Origin of the sequence: Amycolatopsis coloradensis (genome assembly GCF_001953865.1) — a bacterium.
In the GTDB taxonomy this organism is placed as follows: domain Bacteria; phylum Actinomycetota; class Actinomycetes; order Mycobacteriales; family Pseudonocardiaceae; genus Amycolatopsis; species Amycolatopsis coloradensis.
Genome location: NZ_MQUQ01000015.1, coordinates 171,077 through 188,762, shown reverse-complemented (window position 1 = coordinate 188,762; position 17,686 = coordinate 171,077). Strand labels below are relative to the sequence as shown.

The following is a 17,686-nucleotide window of genomic DNA, read 5'->3' as shown; positions in this document are numbered from 1 at the left end:
TCAGCGTCGGCTTTCACCCCGCGGAAAGACTCCCTCGCGAGCCTGGTCCGTCTCCCTCCTCAGAAGGAACTGGGCAAGTTGGCCGCGGTTTCCTCGTCCGCCGGGGTGAGCGTCGCCGGTGAGATTTTCGAACGCCGTCCGAGGTACAGGTACGAGAACTCGAACCGCAGCAGGCCGACGTCCGGGTGCCGCTTGAGCACGAGGGGCAGGTTGGTCGCCCCGTCGACGTCGCCCATCAGCCAGTCGTAGGCCCGGTTGTACGCGAGGATGTCGCGGCCCTGTGGACTGAGGCGGGTTGTCCACAGGTGGAAGAAATTGTGGACAACTGGGGCCGGGGCTCCGTGCCGTGTGTCAGCGGCCGGCGGCGTAGCCCTGCATTCCCCGCGCGTTGGCGGCGGCGCGGAGAACTCCGCCGGAGCGCGAAACGGCCGAAAGCCGCCCCAGCGCCCAAGGTCCGGCATCGACGACAGCGTGTCCACGTGCGGTCAGAGCGTCCATTGTGGACTGACCGAGCCGCGACTCCACCACGAGTTCCCGCGGCGTCCACGAGCGCGGATGGAACGAACTCGGGAACGCGGTCGTATGCCACGCGGGCGAGTCGATCGACTCCTGGAGGTTCAGCCCACCGAGGGTGTGCGCCAGCCAGAAACACAGCTGCCACTGGTCCTGCTGGTCCCCGCCGGGGGTCCCGAACGCCAGCACCGGCTCGCCGTCACGCAGGCCCATCGAGGGCGAAAGTGTGATCCGAGGCCGTTTCCGCGGCGCCAGCGAGTTCGGCAGGCCCTGTTCCAGCCAGAACATCTGACCGCGCGAGTCGAGGCAGAACCCGAGTTCCGGAATCGTCGGACTCGACTGCAACCAGCCGCCCGACGGCGTCACCGAGATCATGTTCCCCGCCGCATCGACGACGTCGATGTGCACGGTGTCGCCCCGGGTCTCGCCCAGCGGCCCGACCGTCGGCTCCCCCGTCGCGCCGGAACCGGATTCGAGACCTCGCAGCTTTTCGAGGATCGCGGGCAGCCGCGGCGAAGGACCACCCGGCCGGAGTTCGGCCGACGCCTCCTCGGTGATCAACGCCCGCCGGGCGTCCGCGTATTCGCGAGAGATCAGCAACTCGATCGGCACGTCGGGAGAATCCCCGTACCAGGCCTCACGGTCGGCGAACGCCAGCTTCGTCGCCTCGACGGCCAAGTGCACCGTGCGTTCCGTCGGAATACCGTCTACATAGGACAGTTCATCGCGTAGCCCGTCCAGCAACCGCGCCTGCTGGAGCAGCGTGGGACCCTGGGTCCAGGCACCCATCTTCACCAGGCCCCAGTCGCCGAAGTCGACCTGCAGCGCGTCTTCGTACGTCGCTTCCCAGCCCGCGATGTCCTCGCCGGTGAGGAGACCGGCGTGATCGCGGCCGGAGTCGTCGCGGAAAGCCTCGCGGCTGAACGCCTCGATCGCTTCGGCGACGAAACCCTGAGACCACGCGCGACGTCCGGCGTCGATCTGCGCCTCGCGGCCGCCGGCCGACTCGGCCTCGGCGAGCAGCCGTTCCCAGGTGTCCGCGAGCGCCGGATTGCGGTGCAGTCCCTCGACGGGCTTGCCGTCGGAGAGCCACAGCGCGGCCGACGTCGGCCAATGCCCGGTGAACAGGTCCCGCACCGCGCGGATCGTGTCGCCGACCCGGCTGACCAGCGGAGTCCCGTTACGCGCATAGGAAATCGCGTAACCGAGCACGTCGCGCAAAGACTTCGTGCCGTGATCGCGCAGGAGCAGCAGCCAGCCGTCCCACGCCCCCGGCACGGTCGCGGGGAGCAGACCGCTGCCGGGGATCAGGTCGAGTCCGAGATCCGCGAAGTACTCGGGCGTCGCCGCCGCGGGCGAGACCCCCTGACCCGCGAGGACGCGCGGGGTTCGATCGGCGGCGGTGACGAAGATGCCGGGGACCTGACCCGCCGGGCCGCACAGATGCGGCTCGGCGACCTGCAGGACGAACCCGGCCGCTACCGCCGCGTCGAAGGCGTTGCCGCCGGTTTCCAGCACCGCCATCCCGGTGGCCGAGGCCAGCCAGTGCGTCGATGCCACCATGCCGTGGGTGCCGGCCAGTTCCGGCCTGGTCGTGAACACGTCGCTGATACTACGCTTTGCTAACTACTTTTTCAGTCCCAGCAGTTGAAGAGGGCTTCGCCGAGGTTGTCGGGTCGCCAGAACCTCGCTTCGCGATAGTCCACCCAAGGCGGCGCGGTGAGGTCGATCGGCGCTTCGAGTTCGGCCCGCGTGTACAACCGATGCCCGCGAAGCAGCTCTCCCAGAACGGCCAGCAGCCCTGGCTCGTCGACGAAGGTAATCGATCCGAAGCCAACGGGCGCTTCGGCGATTCCGAAGATCTCGTGCCTTCCGCCCTCGTCCCAATCCTGCGTCCACAACACCGCGGCGGTTCGGTGCGGATAGACGATTTCCGCCTGCTCGAAGTTCCCCGGCTGCTGGTACGGCAGAAACCGGGCGATCTGGCCACGCGTTCGCCGAGCCGCCTCGTAGCAAGCCTTCCGAAACTCCTTCTGGTCCATCACGACTCGAAACTAGCCCCGCGAGGCGACCGGAGCGTCATAGTTTTCGAGCGGCACCGCGTTGGCCGCGCGGGAGGTCAGCCAGGTGAACACCTTGGTCATCGGCCGTGAGCCCAGCACCCGGTACAGGACGTTCCGGTAGCCGACCATGAACCGCGTCTTCGGGGCGAGGAACGTGCCGATCCCGGCCGCCTGCTTCTGTGAAACCTTCACCGGGCCCCGCATTTTCTCTTCGTACCGCGCGAAAGCGACTTCGTGATCGCCGTGCGCGGCGGCGAGTTCTCCCGCCAGGACGTACGCGCCCATCATCGCGAGCCCGGTGCCCGAACCACCAGGACCGGCGCAATGCGCGGCGTCACCGAGCAGCACGATCCGGCCCCGTGACCACTGGTCGAGGTGGATCTGGCTGAGCGAATCGAAGTACAGCGCGTCGACGTCGTCCAAGCCTTCCAACAGCGCCGGAGCTTCCCAGCCGAAGTCGGCGTAGCGCTCGGCGAGAGCCTTCTTCTGCGCTTCGACATCGCGACGGTCGACCTCCAGCGGCCCGGACGCGAAGACCAAACTGACGTTGAGGGCCTCGCGATCGCGACCGCTGGCGGCCATCACCGTCCGGCCGGGGACGCTGCAGATCAGGCCGAGGTGATCGAGACCGAGGTGGTTGGGCACGGTGAAGCCCGCGGTGTGGAAACCGAGGTCGGTCCGGAACTGTCCCTCGTCGCCGAAGGCCAGCCGCCGGACACCCGAGTGGAGCCCGTCCGCGCCGACGACCAGGTCGAATCCGCGCGGTTCACCGTTGGCGAAGGTGACGGTGACGCCGTCCGAATCCTCGTCCAGGCCGGTGATCCAGTCGCCGAAGACGTACTCGGCGCCGTCCTTCGTGTGCTCGTAGAGGATGCGTGTCAGGTCTCCGCGCTCGATCTCGACTTCGCCGCTGAAGAACACCGACGGCATCTCGGCGACCTTCTTTCCTCGCGTATCGACGATGAACTGCGCGCCCATCGCGGTCTCCTTCGCGCGGATGTCTTCGAGGATCCCCATGCGCTTCAACAGGGTCATCTGCTCGCCGCGGAAGTCGACCGCGCTGCCGCCTTCGCGCAGGGCCGGGGCGCGCTCGACGACGGTCGGCGCGAAGCCGCGCTCCCGCAGCCAAAAGGCGAGGGCAGGCCCCGCGATGCCGGCGCCGGAGATCAGAACGGTGGTCGTCATGGCTGCTCCCAGTGGGTTCGTGGTGATGGGAGCGACCGTACGGCAGGTTTGCACGCTTGGTCAATCCATTTGGTTAAACCAAGTGGATAAACCGTGTGGTCTAGGATCCCGGGCATGGGTAATCGCGAGGACCTGATGAGCGGGGCCATCCAGTGCCTCAAGGAAAAGGGCTGGTCACGCACGACGGTGCGGGACATCGCGACAGCGGCCGGGGTCAGCCACGCGGCGATCGGCTACCACTTCGGCTCGCGCGAAGCACTACTGCTGACGGCGTTCTCGCAGGCGATGGACGACTGGGGCAAGGAGGTCCAGCGGGAGATGAGGAGCGCTGTCGACCCCAACGCCTCGACGGACGAGCAGTACCGGGCCTCGTGGCGCGCGATGATCGACTCCTACGGGCGCAACCGTCAGCTGTGGATCGCCTCGATCGAGGCGTTCGTGCAGTCCGAGCATCACCCAGAGCTACGGAAACAGCTCGCCGCCGCGCAACGCGAAGGCCGCCGGGGAATGGCGGCGGGCATCCTCGGGATCGACGAGAACACCCTCACCGAGGCGGACGAGCGGCGGATCGGCGCGGTGGCCACGGCCCTGAACTCGGGCATCATGCTCCAGCACATGCTCGACCCGGAGAACGCACCGTCGGCCGAGGAGGTCGTGGACGGGTTGCTGAAGCTCGTCTCCCTGGTGCGATAGGCAGGTGGGTCAGGAGACGGCGACCTTCCGCCGCAGCGCCGCCCGTGGCCGCCCGACGCCCTGCCACGACAGGCCGGCGTCCAGGATCCGTTGCGGCTCCAGGAGATTGCGCGTGTCGACGACTGAGTCGCCGTCCATCTGCTCGGCCATGTAGTTCCAGTCGAGCCGCTTGAACTCATCCCACTCCGTCAGCACGACGACGGCGTCGGCCGCCTTCGCGACCTGATACGGGTCGTCGACGACGGTCATCCCGGCGATCTGGCCGCCGACGGCGGGATCGTAGGCGGTCAGATCCGCCCCGAGCGCGCCCAGCACCGAAGCGACCGCGAGAGCGGGTGAGTCGCGCAGGTCGTTCGTCCCGGCCTTGAACGCCAGCCCGAGGAGGCCGATGCGCGAACCGGCCAGCGTGCCGCCCACGGCGCCGGCGATCTTCGCGACGATCCGGTCCCGTTGCGCGATGTTCTCCTCGATCGCCGAGGTCAGCAGCGTGAAGTCGTACTGCACGGACTCGGCGACCTTGACCAGCGCGCTGGTGTCCTTCGGCAGGCACGAACCGCCCCAGCCGGGGCCGGGCTTGAGGAACGAGCGGCCGATACGGCGGTCGTAGCCCATCCCTTCGGTGACCAGGTCGATGTCCGCGCCGAGACGTTCGCACAGTTCGGCGATCGAGTTCACATAGGACAGTTTCATCGCCAGGAAGCAGTTCGCCGCGTACTTGACCAGTTCCGCGCTGGCCGCGTCGGCGACGACGACCGGGGCGGCGAGATCGGCGTAGAGATCGCCGACCCAGCGGGCGGCGGCGGCGTCGTCGGAACCGACGACGATCCGGTCCGGGCCGAGGAAGTCCTCCACCGCGGTGCCTTCACGCAGGAACTCGGGGTTCGAAACGACCGGCACGTCCGTGCGGCCGAGCATCGCTTGGATGCGCTTCGACGTCCCCACCGGGACGGTCGATTTGGTGATCAGCGCGCAACCCGGAGGGATGACGTCGCCGATCTCGGTGGTCACGGCTTCGACGGTCCGCAGGTCCGCCGAGCCACCCGCGCCCATCGGCGTCGGCACGCAAAGGAAAACGGCCTCGGCGTCGCGAACGGCGTCCCGCGCGCCGACCACGAACTCGAGTCTTCCGCTGGTCAGCCCCCTCGACACCAGCTCGGACAATCCCGGCTCCAGGATGTCCACTCGTCCGGCGGAAAGCCTTGCGACCTTCGCCTGGTCGACATCGACGCAAGTGACTCGATGCCCCAGGCCGGCCAGGCAGGCCCCCGTGGTCAATCCGACGTAACCGGTCCCCACCACCACGATCCGAGCAGCGCTCATGCTGCTGAAGGTGACAGCCGGAGTTGACCTCCGAGCGAACGGAATGCTTCAGGCCCGAATACTCCTCACGACATGCTGCGCACCGACGTGAGACAACACACGCGCCGTGGCCATGCGAACGAGCGTTAACCTAGGGAACGGTTGTCGACGAAAGGGAGAACATGCAGATCACCGATACCGCGGCGCTCGTCACGGGTGGCGCGTCCGGGCTCGGCGGTGCGACCGCGAAGGCGCTCGCGGCGAAGGGCGCGCGGGTCTTCGCGCTGGACCTCGCCGGTGCCATCGCGAACGCCGAGCAGGTCGAGGGCATCACCTACGTCGAGGCCGACGTGACCGACCCGGAGCAGGTGCGCGCGGCCGTCGCGACCGCGGCCGAGTCCGGGGTGCCGTTGCGGACCGTGGTGAACTGCGCCGGGATCGGACCGTCCGCCCGGATCCTTTCGAAGAAGGGCCCGCACGACCTCGCCCTGTTCGCGAAGGTCGTCCAGATCAACCTGATCGGTTCCTTCAACGTGCTGACGATCGCCTCCGAGGCCATCGCCAAGACCGAGCCGCTGGCCGACAACGCGCGCGGCGTCATCATCAACACCGCGTCGATCGCGGCCTACGACGGCCAGATCGGGCAGGTGGCGTATTCGTCGTCCAAGGGCGGCATCGTCGGGATGACCCTGCCCGCCGCCCGTGACCTCGCGTCGCACGGGATCCGGGTGCTGACCATCGCGCCGGGCATCGTCGACACTCCGATGCTGGCGACGGTGAGCGACGAGTTCCGCGCTTCGCTTGCCGAAGGCGTTCCGTTCCCGAAGCGGCTCGCGCGGCCGGACGAGTACGCGCAGCTCGCGCTGTCGCTGATCGACCACGACTACCTGAACGGCGAGGTCGTCCGGATGGACGGCTCGCTGCGCATGGCCCCTCGCTGACTCTCTCCCGCGCGCTATGAAAGGTCCCTTCCTGGCGAATTTCGCCAGGAAGGGACTTTCATAGCGCGTCAGGGACGGGTGAAGCGCACGTCCAGGCCGATGCCCTCGGTGGTGACCGCGCAGGTCCGGAACGCGGTTTCGGCGACCAGCCCACTGAAGTCGACAGGCGTGTAGGCGCGCCGCCGAAGCCCGCCGAGTGCCTGCCGGACACCGAGCGCGGCCAGCTTGCCGAGCTTCATGCTCTCGACCTCACGCAAGATGTCACCGTCGGTCGCGTCCCGGTTCATGTCCTGCACCACGGCCGTGCCACCCGGGCGCAGTACGCGGTACATCTCGTCGAGCGATTTCACCGGCCACACGAAATTCTTGAACGCGGCCTGGCAGACGACGAAGTCGAACGACTCGTCGTCGAACGGCATCGCCGCGACGTCGCCTTCGCGGAAATCGATCTCGACGCCCTGGGTTCGCGCGTACTCGCTCGCGATCTCGACGAACGTCGGCGCGACGTCGAGGCCGGTGACGGAGAACCCGAGCCGCGCCAGTTCGACCGCGAAGTAGCCGGGGCCGAAGGCGACTTCGAGGATCTTCGCGCCTTCCGGCAGGTCCGCGGTGAGTTCGCGGGCCTGCTTCCGCCAGAGTTCGATCTGCGGTCCGGTTCCGCGTTGCCGGGCGTAGTTCCGCGCCAGCGCACCGCCCATCTCCGGCACGATCTTGAACCGTTTTCTGTCCTTGGTGTTCGACATGGTCACTCCAGGTGGGTTTCCCGGAGCCCGGCTATTCTCGAAGTGCCGTCTCGTGGCCGGGTTCCGGTTGCGGGATCGTCACCCCGGCGGGGTGCTGCAACACCTCGCCGGGGCTCTTTCAACTGCGGGTGCTCCCCCTTTCGGCCAGGAAATCCCGCCACTCGGCGAGACCGGGCATCGAGCCGGACGTCAGTTCCCCCAGGATCGAACGGACCCATTCCGCTTCGGCCACACGCATGGCCAGGTGGTACTCGCCCTCCACGAGCATCAGCCGCGGAACCTCCTCGAGGAACCGTGCCGATTCCGCCCGCGCCGAGGCGATCTCCTCGTCCAAAGCGGCCAGCCGGGTGCGGAGCAGGGCGATCACCTCGTCCGGCCCGAGCCACGCCATCACGGAAAGCCCGGCGACGAACTTCGGCTCCTCCGGCGCGAGTTCGGCGAGGAGTTCGCGCAGCCAGTCGAGTAATTCGTCACGGCCGGCGTCGGTGATCCGGTACACCGTGCGTTCGGGGCGGGCGCCGTCGCGAGTGCTCTCGACGGCCTCGATGAAACCGTGTTTCCCCAGGTTGGCGATGACCGTGTAGAACGAGCCCCATTTGATCCCCATGTCGCGGTCCTTGCCGCGGCTCTTCAGGATCGAGGCCATTTCGTAGGGATGCGTCGGGCGCTCGTTCAACGTCGACAGGATCGCCAACGCCAGCAGGTTCCCGACCTTCCGCCGCTTCACGATGCCTCCTCGTTCACGAGTACTCGTCCACGAGTATCCGCAGAAGCGCGCTCGAGCGCAAGTCGCCCGGCGAGCGGGCGATCAGAGGTCGTTCATGTACGGCACGGCCGTCTGCGCGTGGTCGGTCATCCACTTCCGCAGCGCGTGCGTGGCCAGGACGTCGTCCTCGTTGTAGCGCAGCAGCCGCTCCCGCTGGAGGTCGTCCGGGACACCGCCGTCCATGCCGACGGCGTCGCGGTACCAGCTCATCGACGCCTCGCCGCCCGCTTCGGGATCGCGCCAGGCGAAACCGGCGACCGGGGCGATCACCTTGAGCCCCTTGCCGTGCGAGCACAGGAACTGGTCGGTGACGCTGCGGAAGAGGTCGATCCACTCCTCGGAGTCCACAAAGGACGCGATCTCGGCCTTGGCAGGAACGCCGGGGTACTCGCCGAACCGGTCGACCGAACCGAAAAGCCAGCGGTTCTCGGCGAGCGCGTTGTAGCAGTAGGCACGGAAGGTCAGCCCAGCCGCGAGCGTGCGTTCGCGGACTTCCTTGAACCAGGCCCAGAATTCGGCGAACGACCGCGCCTCGTCCGCCGTCGGCAGCGGCTCCCAGGTCGCGAAGGCCCGGTAACCCTGCTCCATCCCGATGTCGGCGCCGGTCAGCAGCGAACCCCACAGGTACGCGCCGGAATCGCCGAAACTCTCCATGTCGACATCGACCTCGACGTCGCCGCGAGGAACCTCGATCCGGTCGACCTTGCGCACCATCGTGAGATCGGCGAGCCAGGCACGCGCGAGGATGATCGCGTCGGCGAAGGTGCCGCCGGTCCAGTTCATCGGCGGCGGCTCGTCGGCCGGGTCGAGCGCGGCCAGTTTGTCCACTGTGGACACCCCGGCGCGACGGAGCTCCATCGCGTCCTCGCCGCGGACGACCAGGCTCACGTCGCGGGTTTCGGTGAGCACGACCTCGCATGTCGGCCACCAAGGGCAGCGACGGCATTCGAGGACGCGTGAAGGTTCGGCAAGCGGCTCCTCGCCTTCGGCGGCCGCGCTCGCGATGGCGAGCCTGTCTACGAAGCGGCTCTGATACTCCGTCAGCGCGCTCCGGCCGCCCGGCCAGGTACCCGCCGACAGGTCGTGCCAGACGACGACGTCCGCGTCGAGGCCGATGACGCCGCCGATGGCTCGGTGCCCCTCGTGCCTCCCGAGCGCTTCGAGCATCCGGTAGAGGTGCGCGAGCCGCATCTGGTCGCGCGGCTGCGAGCGAACCTTTCGCGCCGGGTCGGGCAACCGGTTCGCCGGGTCGAGGTCGGTCATCACCGTGGTCGGGGCGCCTGCGCCGCGATCGGTGATGCGGTGCCGCACGACCAGCACCGGCACGTAGCCGTCGGCTGTGCGGACCAAGAGTTCGGAGCCGCCGCGCCGGTGACCGGCACGATCCACCGGGAGCAGGGCACCCCAGATGTAGTGCGCTTCGGCCGCGAAGGCCTCTTCGGTGAGCTGCACACGCTCGGCGGCGGGAAGGTCGCGAGGGATCTTCACCCAGCTCACGCCGGGTCCTGTCGCCTCCATCAGCTGCCGCACGATGGCCTCACGATGCGCTGACGCGTCGTCGATCCGCTGCTGCGCGGCGGGGTCGGGCGGGGCGAGCGGGACCTCGCGCATCGCCGGATCGTGTTCGAGGTGCACGCGACGCCGGCAGCGGCTCACCGCTCCCGCGTCCAGTAGCACCTCGTTACTCACAGACAACACTCTAGAAGGCGACCGGCAAGCCGACATGCCCGCCACTTCGGGGACCAGTAAGTTCGTCTGTGACACAGCGTGGGAGGTGCCATGGCGCGCAAGGCCAAAGCCGTCGAGGCCGAAGGCAGGATCACTCGGAAGAAGGCGAAAAACGCCGTCGCGGTGGCCAAAGTGCTCGGTCCGGCCGTACTGCCGGTGATCGCGCCGTACGCCGTTCGAGCGGCGGGTGCCGCGCGAGAGCTGTACGACCGTTATCAAGCGAAGAAGCTCGGCGTCGCCGTCGACCAGCTCGGCGAGTTCAGCGGACGCGGTGCCGCGCTGCACGCGCGGATCGCCGGGCTGACTCAGGGACTCGCGGAGCTGAAGAAGTCCGCGAAGGCGACCGACGCCGACGCGGCCTTCGCGAAGAACACTCAGGGGACGCTGGAGCAGCTTTCGGCGACTGTCCGCGCTTCGGAGCGGATGCCGGCGGCGCGGCGGAAGGCGGCGCACCGGGCCGTGGCCGGGGAGCTGGACCAGCTGGAGGGAAAGCTCCTGCACCGCCTGGGCGTCTGACGTCGCTTCGGGTCGAACGGCTGTTATGAACGGACCTTTCATAACGTTTTTTGTTATGAAAGGTCCGTTCATAACACGGCCCGGTTACTCCAGGCGGGTGGTGAGGGCGGCGAACTCGGCCGAGAGGTCTCCCCGAGGGCGCCCGCGCCCGACGGAGACTTCACCCGTCGAGCGCCCCTTCGGCACGTTTCCGTCAGCGCGAGATTCAGGAAATAAAGCCCTTCTTCTTCATCCATTCGTAGGCGACTTCGCCTTGGTCCCGCCCGTCGACGTCGACCTGCTTGCACAGTTCGATCATCTGCTCGTTGTCGATCGCCGCGGCGACGGCTTCGAGCGGGCCGCGGAGTTCCGGGTGCTGCTTCAGGAAGTCCGAGCGCAGCGTCGGTACGGCGTTGTACTGCGGGAACGCCTTTTTGTCGTCTTCGAGGACACGGAGGTCGAGTCCGGCGATGCGGCCGTCGGTCGTGAAGATCTCGCCGATCGGGCAGGTCCCGCTCGCGACGGCCGAGTAGATCGTGCCGATGCCGAAGTTCTTGATCACCGGGTTCTGGAAACCGTATGCCCGCACGGCGGCGGGGAATCCGTCCTGGCGGCTGGTGAACTCGGTCTCCAGGCAGAACACGCCCTGGTCCGGCTTCTGCTTGAGGAACGCCGCCAGGTCCGACGTCGTCTTCAGGTTGTTCGCCGCTCCGTAGGCTTCAGTGACCGCGAAGCCGTACTGGTCGTTCAGGGGCGAGTAGTTCAGCCAGGTGACGCCGTACTTCGCCTCGTCAGCCGTCTTCGTGGCCTCGTACTGGGCTTGTTCCCCGCCGGGGACGGGAAGTTCGTTGCCCTGGTAGTTGATCCAACCGGTGCCGGTGTATTCCCAGGTGACGTCGGTTTGGCCGGCGAGCAGTGCCTGCCGTGACGAGTTGGAGCCCTTGATGTCGGTCAGGTCGATGACGTCCGCACCCGCGGCGGAAAGCGCCATTTCGGCCATGTAGCCCAGGATGATGTTCTCGGTGAAGTCCTTGGACCCCACCGTCACCTCGACGCCCTTGAGCGCTTCGATGGGCTGGATCGAACCGGGTTCGATCTTGTATGGCAGCGCGGTGTTGACCTCGAGGCCACACGCGGAAAGCGTGCCGCACAACAGGACCGCGCCGAGGATCGCTTTCAATCGCATGTCAGCGCAGTCCCTTCGGTCCGAAGAACTGTTCCGCGACCGCGCCCAGCCAGTCCACCAGCAGCGCCAGCGCGACGGCGAGCACCGAACCGGTGATCAGCACCTTCGTCAGGTTGAGCTTGTAGCCGGTGTCGATCAGGAGGCCGAATCCGCCGGCGTTGACGAACATGCCGAACGTCGCCGTGCCGACGGCCAGCACCAGCGAAGTCCGCAGGCCAGCCAGGATCAGCGGAACGGCCAGCGGGAACTCGACCCGCCACAGCACGCCGGAGGCCGACATGCCGATGCCGCGGCCGGCGTCGATCAGTGCGGGGTCGATTTGTTGCAGGCCGACCATCGTGTTCCGCAGCACCGGAAGCAGCGAGTAGAACGCCAGCGGCAGCGCCGCGACCCACAGTCCGCCGGTCGCGCCGGTGACGATGAACCACAGCACCAGCACCCCGAGCGCGGGCGCGGCCTGGCCGATGTTCGCGACCGCCAGGAACACCGGCGCCGCCCACTTCGCGTACGGCCGTGTCACGAGCACGCCGAGCGGAACCGCCACGGCGACCACGATCGCGGTGACCACGACGGTCATCGCCAGGTGGTCGCGCAGCGCTTCGAGCAGCCCGGTGGCGTTGAGCGTCTCCTTCTCCGTCGCGGTCAGGTCGCCGCCGAACACCCAGATCAGCACACCGACGACGATCAGCAGGACCACCGCCGGCTGGGCGAACAGCCGGACCCGTTCGGCGCTTTTCGACGAGGACTCGGTGCTGAAGCCGGTATCGACGGCCGTCATGCGGTCACACCTTCCGCCGGGTTGTCGTCCGAGTGCTCCTCACGCAGCTGCTGGATCGTCGAGATGACGGTGTCGAGCTCGATCGTCCCGGCGTACTCACCGCGAGCGCCGGTCACCGGGACGCTGCCGCCCTCGGCGAGCATCGCTTCGAGCGCGTCCTGCAACGTCGACTGGAGGCTGACCGAGTCGCGCAGTGGCTTGCCCGCGGTGGCCAGTGACGTGGCAGCGGTCAGTTCACGGACGTGGACCCACCGCATCGGACGACGGCGCTGGTCGAGCACCAGCACGAAATGCTTCCGCTGCCGGGTCAGCTTCTCGCGGACGTCCGACGGCGATTCGCTGACCGCCGCCGTCAGTGCGTCCTGCTTCAGCTCGACGTCGCGGACCCGCAGCAGTGTCAGCTGCTTCAGCGAGGCACCGGCGCCGACGAAACCGGCGACCGTGTCGTCGGCCGGGTTCGCGAGGATCGCGTCCGGGGTGTCGTACTGGAGGATCTTCGACTGGTTGCCGAGCACCGCGATCTTGTCGCCGAGCTTCACGGCCTCGTCGAAGTCGTGGGTGACGAAGACGATCGTCTTCTTCAGTTCGGTCTGCAGCCGCAGCAGTTCGTCCTGGAGGTTGCCGCGGGTGATCGGGTCCACCGCGCCGAACGGTTCGTCCATCAGCAGCACCGGCGGGTCCGCCGCCAGTGCCCGCGCGACGCCGACGCGCTGCTGTTGACCGCCGGACAGCTGACGCGGGAAGCGGTCGCGGAAGTCGGCCGGGTCCAGCCCGACCAGGTCCATCATCTCCTCGACCCGGTCGTTGACCTTCTTCTTGTCCCAGCCGAGCAGGCCGGGCACCACCGCGATGTTCTGCGCGACGGTGAAGTGCGGGAACAGCCCCGCCTGCTGGATCGCGTAGCCGATGCGACGGCGCAGGGTGTCGACGTCGAGCTTCAGCGCGTCGTCACCGCCGATGGTGATCCGGCCGGACGTCGGCTCGATCAGCCGGTTGATCATCCGCATGGTGGTGGTCTTGCCGCAGCCGGACGGGCCGACGAAGACCACGATCTTGCCGGCGGGCACCACCATCGAGAACTCGTCGACCGCGGGCTCGCGAGTGCCGGGGTAGCGCTTGGAGACGTTCTCCAGCTCGATTTCGACGCCGGATACGGTTTCCGGCGACCCCATTTCAGTCGACTCAGCCACGGACACCCCTTGAGACGGTCAGACGGTTGATCAGGACGTAAACGGCGTCGAGGACCAGCGCGAGGACGACCACGCCGAGCGTCCCCGTCAGCGCCTGGTTGAGGGAGTTCGTGCTCCCCGCGTTGGTGAGGCCGGAGAAGACCTCCGCGCCGAGGCCCGGGCCCTTCGCGTAGGCCGCGATGACCGCGATGCCCATGAGCATCTGCGTCGCGACCCGCATCCCGGCGAGGATGGCGGGCCAGGCGAGCCGCAGCTCCACCCTGGTCAGCACGCCGAACCGGCTCATGCCGATGCCGCGTGCCGCGTCACTGACCGCGGGATCGACGCCGCCGAGCCCGACGATCGTGTTCCGCACGATCGGCAGCAGCGCGTAGAGCACGAGAGCGATGACGGTGGTGTTCGCGCCGAGGCCGAAAACCGGGATGAGCAGGCCCAAGAGAGCGAACGAGGGGACGGTGAGGATCGTGCTCGCCAGCGCCGTGGCCACGGCCGACCCGATGGGGCTGCGGTAGACCGCGACCCCGATCACCACGCCGAGCACGGCGGCGATGATCGTGCACTGCACGACCGCGCTGACATGGAGAAGCCCTTGGAGGGCGAGTCTGTCCCACCGATCCGAGATGTACTCGAAGAGGTTCATCGCGTGCTGGTTCTCCCGCCGCCTCTGAGTGAGAGTCCTCACCCATTCGGAGTAGCTGTATCGGGAGCCTGACTACCCAAAGCGCGCGCGGTCAAACCCCGGTTTACCGCTGTTCATCCCGTCAACCTTCCCCATTCGGCCTAAATGGGCAAACGCACACGCCGTCCCGCGGGGTCTTTCCCACTGCTCAACAGCCGGGAGGACATCGACCGCGCCGCCGGACGTCGCCTACCCTTCACCCCGTGAGCGAGGGCAGTCATCACCGAAGCGCGTTACGCGTTGTGCGTGGTGGCTTGCTCGGCGTGAGTTCCGCGGCGCTGGCCGTGACCGCTCACGTGCTCGGGGACGGCGAAGTACCCGATACGGCGATGACGTTGTTGCTCACCGTGCTCATCGGCTGGAACGCCGCCGCGCTCGCCGCGAAGGCGCGCGGACCGCTCGCCACGATCATCGACCTGGGCGCGGGCCAGGTCGTGATGCACCTCGTGCTCAGCTCGCTGAGCAGGCACGAACTGATGCATGACGAACCCGCGCCTCTTTCGGGCGGGCTCGCGATGACCGTTGCCCACGTCGTCGCGACGCTGGTCACCGCGCTGCTGCTGGCCAAGGCCGACGGACTGCTGCTCGGCGTCCTCGCCTGCCTGCGCACGCTGGTCCCGTTCATCCTCAACGCGCTCCCGGTGCCCGCCGCGGCGGTGACACCGGTACTCGCCCGTCCGGCGGGTCCCGGCCACGTCGTCCGTGTGGACCTCCGCCGGGTCCACGGCAGGCGCGGCCCGCCGCTGTTCTCCTGAACCCGACTCATCCCGTACTCCGGCGAGGTCCCCGAACCCGCCGTCTCAATCACTTTCAGGAGTTCTTCGTGTCCAAGCACGTCTTCGAACGCGCCGGTTTCCTCGCCGCCGCCATCGGTGCCGCCGGTCTGCTCTCGGCAGGGGTCGCCTCGGCCCACGTCACCGCCAACGTCTACGGCCCCCAGCCCGAAAAGGGCGGTTACGGGTCGATCTTCTTCCGCGTCCCCAACGAGGAGAAGGACGCCGGCACGGTCAAGGTCGAGGTCGCCCTCAAACCCGAGTACGCGCTCAGCTCCGTGCGCACCAAGCCGATCCCCGGCTGGAAGGCCGAGGTCGTCAAGTCGAAGCTGCCCGCCCCGGTGACCACCGCCTCCGGCACCCAGCTCACCGAAGCCGTCACCTCGGTCTCCTGGACCGCGGAGGCAGGCACCAAGATCGCCGCCGGTTCGGCCGAGTTCCAGGAGTTCCAGATCAGCGCGGGCCAGTTCCCGACCAACGTCGACGCGCTGGAGTTCCCGGCCACCCAGACCTACGAGAACGGCAAGGTCGTCGAGTGGAACCAGCCGACCCCGGCCTCCGGCGAGGAGCCGGAGCACCCCGCCCCGAGCGTGAAACTCGCCGAGAAGAGCGGTGACGGGCACGGCGGTGGCCACGGCTCCGACGCGAAGCCCTCCGAGGAATCGCACGCTTCTTCGTCGTCGTCCGACAACACCGCCCGCTGGCTCGGCGGCGCCGGACTGGTCGTCGGCGCGCTCGGCCTCGGCGTCGGCGCCGGTGCCACCCTGCGCGCCCGCCGCGCCACCGCCTCCACCAGCAAGCCCGAGGGAAGCGAGTAAATGCGTAAAGCGATCGTCGCGCTGGTGATCACCGGGGTGGCGTGGCTCGCCACCGCCACCCCGGCGCTGGCGCACAACGTCCTGATCTCCTCGGACCCGGCGAAGGGCGCTTCGCTCGCCGCCGGGCCCGCGAAGATCACACTCACGTTCGACCAGTACGTCCAGAACGCGAACGTCAACCAGATCGCGGTCGTCGGACCGGGCGGCGGCCAGTGGGCCGAAGGCCAGGTCGAGGTCCGCGACAGCGTCGTGACCGTGCCGCTGCGGCCGCTCGGCCCGGCGGGCGAGTACAAGATCGGCTACCGGATCCTGTCCGCGGACGGGCACGCCGTGACCGGCGAGGTGCCGTTCACCCTCACCGCCGCGGGCACCGGCACCCCGGCGGCCGGTGACGCCGCGCGCGGCAACGCGGGCCAGGCCGAGACGACCCCGGCGACCGGCGGCGGAGGCTCGTCCGGGGTGCCGATCTGGGTGTGGATCGCGGGCGCCGTCGTGCTGCTCGCCGTCGGACTGACCGTCGCGCTGCGCACCGGCGCGGGTGACAAGGAGAAGAGCGGGTCATGACACAGGCCGAGACCACCTCGCGCACCCGCGTCGCCGTCCTGTTCTGTGTGGTGACGGCGGGGATCGTCGGCGCCCTGATCGGCGTCGCGCTGACGGCCACCACCCCGGCTCCCGGGGTCGCGCAGGTCAGCGAGGTGGTCTCGGTCTCCATCCCGATCGTGCGGGTGCTGCTGGACATTTCGGCGGTCACCACGATCGGGCTGGCGCTGCTTTCGGTGCTGGTCGGCTACGACCGGCCGAAGCTCTCCGAGCCGATCATGCGGCGCGCGCGGCCCGCGAGCGTCGCGGCGGCGCTGGTCTGGGCGACCACCGCGCTCGTCGCGCTGATCCTGCAGACCGCCGAGTACCGGCCGGGCTCAAGCACGCTGTCGATCTCGGACGTCGGGAGCTACATCGCCGACGTCGGCGCGGGGAAGGCGCTGCTGATCGTCGCGGTGCTGGCGCTGCTGCACGCGGGGCTCGGCGTCCTCGCGCTGAAACACGGCGAGAAGGTGCCCGCCGAGGTCCGCGTCGGGCTCGGCCTGTTCGCGCTGCTGCCGCTGCCGGTCACCGGGCACGCGTCGAACTGGAATTACCACGACTACACGATGATCTCGATGGAACTGCACGTGATGAGCGCCGTCGCCTGGACCGGCGGGCTCGGCGCGATGGCGGTGCTGCTCGTCGGGAACCGGACGCTGCTGGCGCACGCGCTGCCGCGGTTCTCCAAGCTGGCGACGCTGTGCCTGCTCCTCGGCGCGTCGACCGGCCTGTTTAACGGGCTGGTCGAGCTCTCGCTCAACCCGTCGCTCCCCTTCTGGGAAGCTGTGTTCACCACGCCGTACGGGCAATTGGTGCTGCTCAAGTTGTTGTGCGTCGGCGTGATCGCGACACTCGGGGCCTACACGCGCTTGAAACTGCTGCCGCGGATCATCCGGCACAACCGGACGGCGCTGGCCGCGTGGGCGACGCTGGAGCTGACCGTGATGGGACTGGCGTTCGGGTTCGCCGTCGTCCTCACTCGCGCGCCGGTCGTGCCGACGAGCTGAAGGTGCTCTCGGACGTTCGTGGCGGCCGCCGTAGCAGCAAGCTGCACTGGTAGCCGATGGATCACCAGGAGAAGCTCGACGTCGCCAAGCGCGTAGCCGACCTGAACCTCGTCGCGGGCCTTGCTCCATCCGGCCGCATTTGACCGGTTTCACTGTCCTCTTCGGATCTTCCCCGGGATGCTCTACGCGATCGCTGGGGTAACCCGAAGAGGGGATAGTGGATGGGCAGCCCGTTGCCGGGTCA

19 protein-coding genes are annotated in these 17,686 nt (G+C 68.3%); 7 read left to right on the top strand and 12 right to left on the bottom strand.

Going from position 1 to position 17,686, the window contains the following annotated elements; translation table 11 throughout:
• Positions 1-59: 59 nt before the first annotated feature.
• The 4 genes from BS329_RS42000 to BS329_RS26400 all read right to left on the bottom strand — a co-directional run bounded on the left by BS329_RS42000 (position 60) and on the right by BS329_RS26400 (position 3,761).
• Positions 60-236 carry a hypothetical protein gene (locus BS329_RS42000; RefSeq protein WP_425266377.1) on the bottom strand — a complete coding sequence of 59 codons (177 nt, stop codon included), beginning with the start codon at positions 234-236 and terminating at the stop codon, positions 60-62.
• 115 nt (positions 237-351) lie between these two features.
• Positions 352-2,115 (bottom strand): gamma-glutamyltransferase family protein, encoded by a 1,764-nt coding sequence (locus BS329_RS26410; protein WP_076163952.1) that lies wholly within the window; start codon positions 2,113-2,115, stop codon positions 352-354.
• A 32-nt stretch (positions 2,116-2,147) separates the two neighbouring features.
• Positions 2,148-2,555, bottom strand: coding sequence for a hypothetical protein (locus tag BS329_RS26405; protein WP_244197326.1), 408 nt, complete (start codon positions 2,553-2,555; stop codon positions 2,148-2,150).
• A 12-nt stretch (positions 2,556-2,567) separates the two neighbouring features.
• On the bottom strand, positions 2,568-3,761 hold the full coding sequence (locus BS329_RS26400) for an FAD-dependent monooxygenase (RefSeq protein ID WP_076163950.1): 1,194 nt from the start codon (positions 3,759-3,761) through the stop codon (positions 2,568-2,570).
• A 114-nt stretch (positions 3,762-3,875) separates the two neighbouring features.
• On the opposite strand from BS329_RS26400, the gene BS329_RS26395 reads away from it, so the two are divergent.
• Positions 3,876-4,454, top strand: a complete 579-nt coding sequence (locus BS329_RS26395; protein ID WP_076163949.1) for a TetR/AcrR family transcriptional regulator — start codon at positions 3,876-3,878, stop codon at positions 4,452-4,454.
• A 9-nt stretch (positions 4,455-4,463) separates the two neighbouring features.
• Here the strand turns inward: BS329_RS26395 and BS329_RS26390 are convergent, their stop codons facing one another.
• Entirely contained in the window at positions 4,464-5,774 is a 1,311-nt protein-coding gene (locus BS329_RS26390; protein ID WP_076163948.1) for a UDP-glucose dehydrogenase family protein, read from the bottom strand.
• Positions 5,775-5,935: 161 nt separating this feature from the next.
• Here BS329_RS26390 and BS329_RS26385 point away from each other — a divergent pair, with 161 nt between their 5' ends.
• Positions 5,936-6,694, top strand: coding sequence for an SDR family NAD(P)-dependent oxidoreductase (locus tag BS329_RS26385; protein ID WP_076163947.1), 759 nt, complete (start codon positions 5,936-5,938; stop codon positions 6,692-6,694).
• Positions 6,695-6,762: 68 nt separating this feature from the next.
• Here BS329_RS26385 and BS329_RS26380 read toward each other — a convergent pair whose 3' ends face one another.
• The 3 genes from BS329_RS26380 to BS329_RS26370 all read right to left on the bottom strand — a co-directional run bounded on the left by BS329_RS26380 (position 6,763) and on the right by BS329_RS26370 (position 9,892).
• A complete protein-coding gene (locus tag BS329_RS26380; RefSeq protein WP_076164422.1) occupies positions 6,763-7,437 on the bottom strand; it encodes a class I SAM-dependent methyltransferase in 675 nt (224 codons plus the stop codon).
• A gap of 118 nt (positions 7,438-7,555) precedes the next feature.
• Positions 7,556-8,164, bottom strand: a complete 609-nt coding sequence (locus BS329_RS26375; protein ID WP_084750194.1) for a PadR family transcriptional regulator — start codon at positions 8,162-8,164, stop codon at positions 7,556-7,558.
• Between the two features lie 81 nt (positions 8,165-8,245).
• The gene (locus BS329_RS26370) at positions 8,246-9,892 is read right to left on the bottom strand and encodes a TM0106 family RecB-like putative nuclease (RefSeq protein WP_425266376.1); all 1,647 of its coding nucleotides are present in this window, start codon (positions 9,890-9,892) and stop codon (positions 8,246-8,248) included.
• A gap of 90 nt (positions 9,893-9,982) precedes the next feature.
• Here BS329_RS26370 and BS329_RS26365 point away from each other — a divergent pair, with 90 nt between their 5' ends.
• Entirely contained in the window at positions 9,983-10,447 is a 465-nt protein-coding gene (locus BS329_RS26365) for a DUF6474 family protein (RefSeq protein ID WP_076163944.1), read from the top strand.
• A 205-nt stretch (positions 10,448-10,652) separates the two neighbouring features.
• On the opposite strand, the gene BS329_RS26360 is transcribed toward BS329_RS26365, so the two are convergent.
• From BS329_RS26360 to BS329_RS26345, 4 genes are read right to left on the bottom strand one after another with little or no spacing between them, the layout of a single operon-like run.
• Positions 10,653-11,612, bottom strand: a complete 960-nt coding sequence (locus BS329_RS26360; protein ID WP_076163943.1) for a glycine betaine ABC transporter substrate-binding protein — start codon at positions 11,610-11,612, stop codon at positions 10,653-10,655.
• Position 11,613: 1 nt separating this feature from the next.
• Positions 11,614-12,390, bottom strand: coding sequence for an ABC transporter permease (locus tag BS329_RS26355; RefSeq protein ID WP_076163942.1), 777 nt, complete (start codon positions 12,388-12,390; stop codon positions 11,614-11,616).
• A complete protein-coding gene (locus tag BS329_RS26350) occupies positions 12,387-13,562 on the bottom strand; it encodes an ABC transporter ATP-binding protein (RefSeq protein ID WP_076163941.1) in 1,176 nt (391 codons plus the stop codon). Before BS329_RS26350 ends, BS329_RS26355 begins: the two co-directional genes overlap by 4 nt.
• Positions 13,563-13,572: 10 nt before the next feature.
• Positions 13,573-14,220 (bottom strand): ABC transporter permease, encoded by a 648-nt coding sequence (locus BS329_RS26345; protein ID WP_076163940.1) that lies wholly within the window; start codon positions 14,218-14,220, stop codon positions 13,573-13,575.
• Between the two features lie 302 nt (positions 14,221-14,522).
• Between BS329_RS26345 and BS329_RS26340 the strand changes: the two genes are divergently transcribed.
• The 4 genes from BS329_RS26340 to BS329_RS26325 all read left to right on the top strand — a co-directional run bounded on the left by BS329_RS26340 (position 14,523) and on the right by BS329_RS26325 (position 17,442).
• Positions 14,523-15,014, top strand: a complete 492-nt coding sequence (locus BS329_RS26340; RefSeq protein WP_143253230.1) for a hypothetical protein — start codon at positions 14,523-14,525, stop codon at positions 15,012-15,014.
• Positions 15,015-15,082: 68 nt separating this feature from the next.
• Positions 15,083-15,850, top strand: a complete 768-nt coding sequence (locus BS329_RS26335) for a YcnI family copper-binding membrane protein (RefSeq protein WP_076163939.1) — start codon at positions 15,083-15,085, stop codon at positions 15,848-15,850.
• A complete protein-coding gene (locus BS329_RS26330) occupies positions 15,851-16,414 on the top strand; it encodes a copper resistance CopC family protein (RefSeq protein ID WP_076163938.1) in 564 nt (187 codons plus the stop codon).
• Positions 16,411-17,442, top strand: a complete 1,032-nt coding sequence (locus tag BS329_RS26325) for a copper resistance D family protein (RefSeq protein WP_076163937.1) — start codon at positions 16,411-16,413, stop codon at positions 17,440-17,442. Before BS329_RS26330 ends, BS329_RS26325 begins: the two co-directional genes overlap by 4 nt.
• The last annotated feature ends 244 nt before the right edge of the window (positions 17,443-17,686 follow it).

Excerpts from the sequence above, each read along its gene's own strand:
- BS329_RS42000 (WP_425266377.1), bottom strand. The coding sequence starts at position 236 with ATGGGCGACGTCGACGGGGCGACCAACCTGCCCCTCGTGCTCAAGCGG.
- BS329_RS26405 (WP_244197326.1), bottom strand. The coding sequence starts at position 2,555 with ATGGACCAGAAGGAGTTTCGGAAGGCTTGCTACGAGGCGGCTCGGCGA.
- BS329_RS26400 (WP_076163950.1), bottom strand. The coding sequence starts at position 3,761 with ATGACGACCACCGTTCTGATCTCCGGCGCCGGCATCGCGGGGCCTGCC.
- BS329_RS26395 (WP_076163949.1), top strand. The coding sequence starts at position 3,876 with ATGGGTAATCGCGAGGACCTGATGAGCGGGGCCATCCAGTGCCTCAAG.
- BS329_RS26390 (WP_076163948.1), bottom strand. The coding sequence starts at position 5,774 with ATGAGCGCTGCTCGGATCGTGGTGGTGGGGACCGGTTACGTCGGATTG.
- BS329_RS26385 (WP_076163947.1), top strand. The coding sequence starts at position 5,936 with ATGCAGATCACCGATACCGCGGCGCTCGTCACGGGTGGCGCGTCCGGG.
- BS329_RS26380 (WP_076164422.1), bottom strand. The coding sequence starts at position 7,437 with ATGTCGAACACCAAGGACAGAAAACGGTTCAAGATCGTGCCGGAGATG.
- BS329_RS26365 (WP_076163944.1), top strand. The coding sequence starts at position 9,983 with ATGGCGCGCAAGGCCAAAGCCGTCGAGGCCGAAGGCAGGATCACTCGG.
- BS329_RS26360 (WP_076163943.1), bottom strand. The coding sequence starts at position 11,612 with ATGCGATTGAAAGCGATCCTCGGCGCGGTCCTGTTGTGCGGCACGCTT.
- BS329_RS26355 (WP_076163942.1), bottom strand. The coding sequence starts at position 12,390 with ATGACGGCCGTCGATACCGGCTTCAGCACCGAGTCCTCGTCGAAAAGC.
- BS329_RS26350 (WP_076163941.1), bottom strand. The coding sequence starts at position 13,562 with ATGGGGTCGCCGGAAACCGTATCCGGCGTCGAAATCGAGCTGGAGAAC.
- BS329_RS26345 (WP_076163940.1), bottom strand. The coding sequence starts at position 14,220 with ATGAACCTCTTCGAGTACATCTCGGATCGGTGGGACAGACTCGCCCTC.
- BS329_RS26330 (WP_076163938.1), top strand. The coding sequence starts at position 15,851 with ATGCGTAAAGCGATCGTCGCGCTGGTGATCACCGGGGTGGCGTGGCTC.
- BS329_RS26325 (WP_076163937.1), top strand. The coding sequence starts at position 16,411 with ATGACACAGGCCGAGACCACCTCGCGCACCCGCGTCGCCGTCCTGTTC.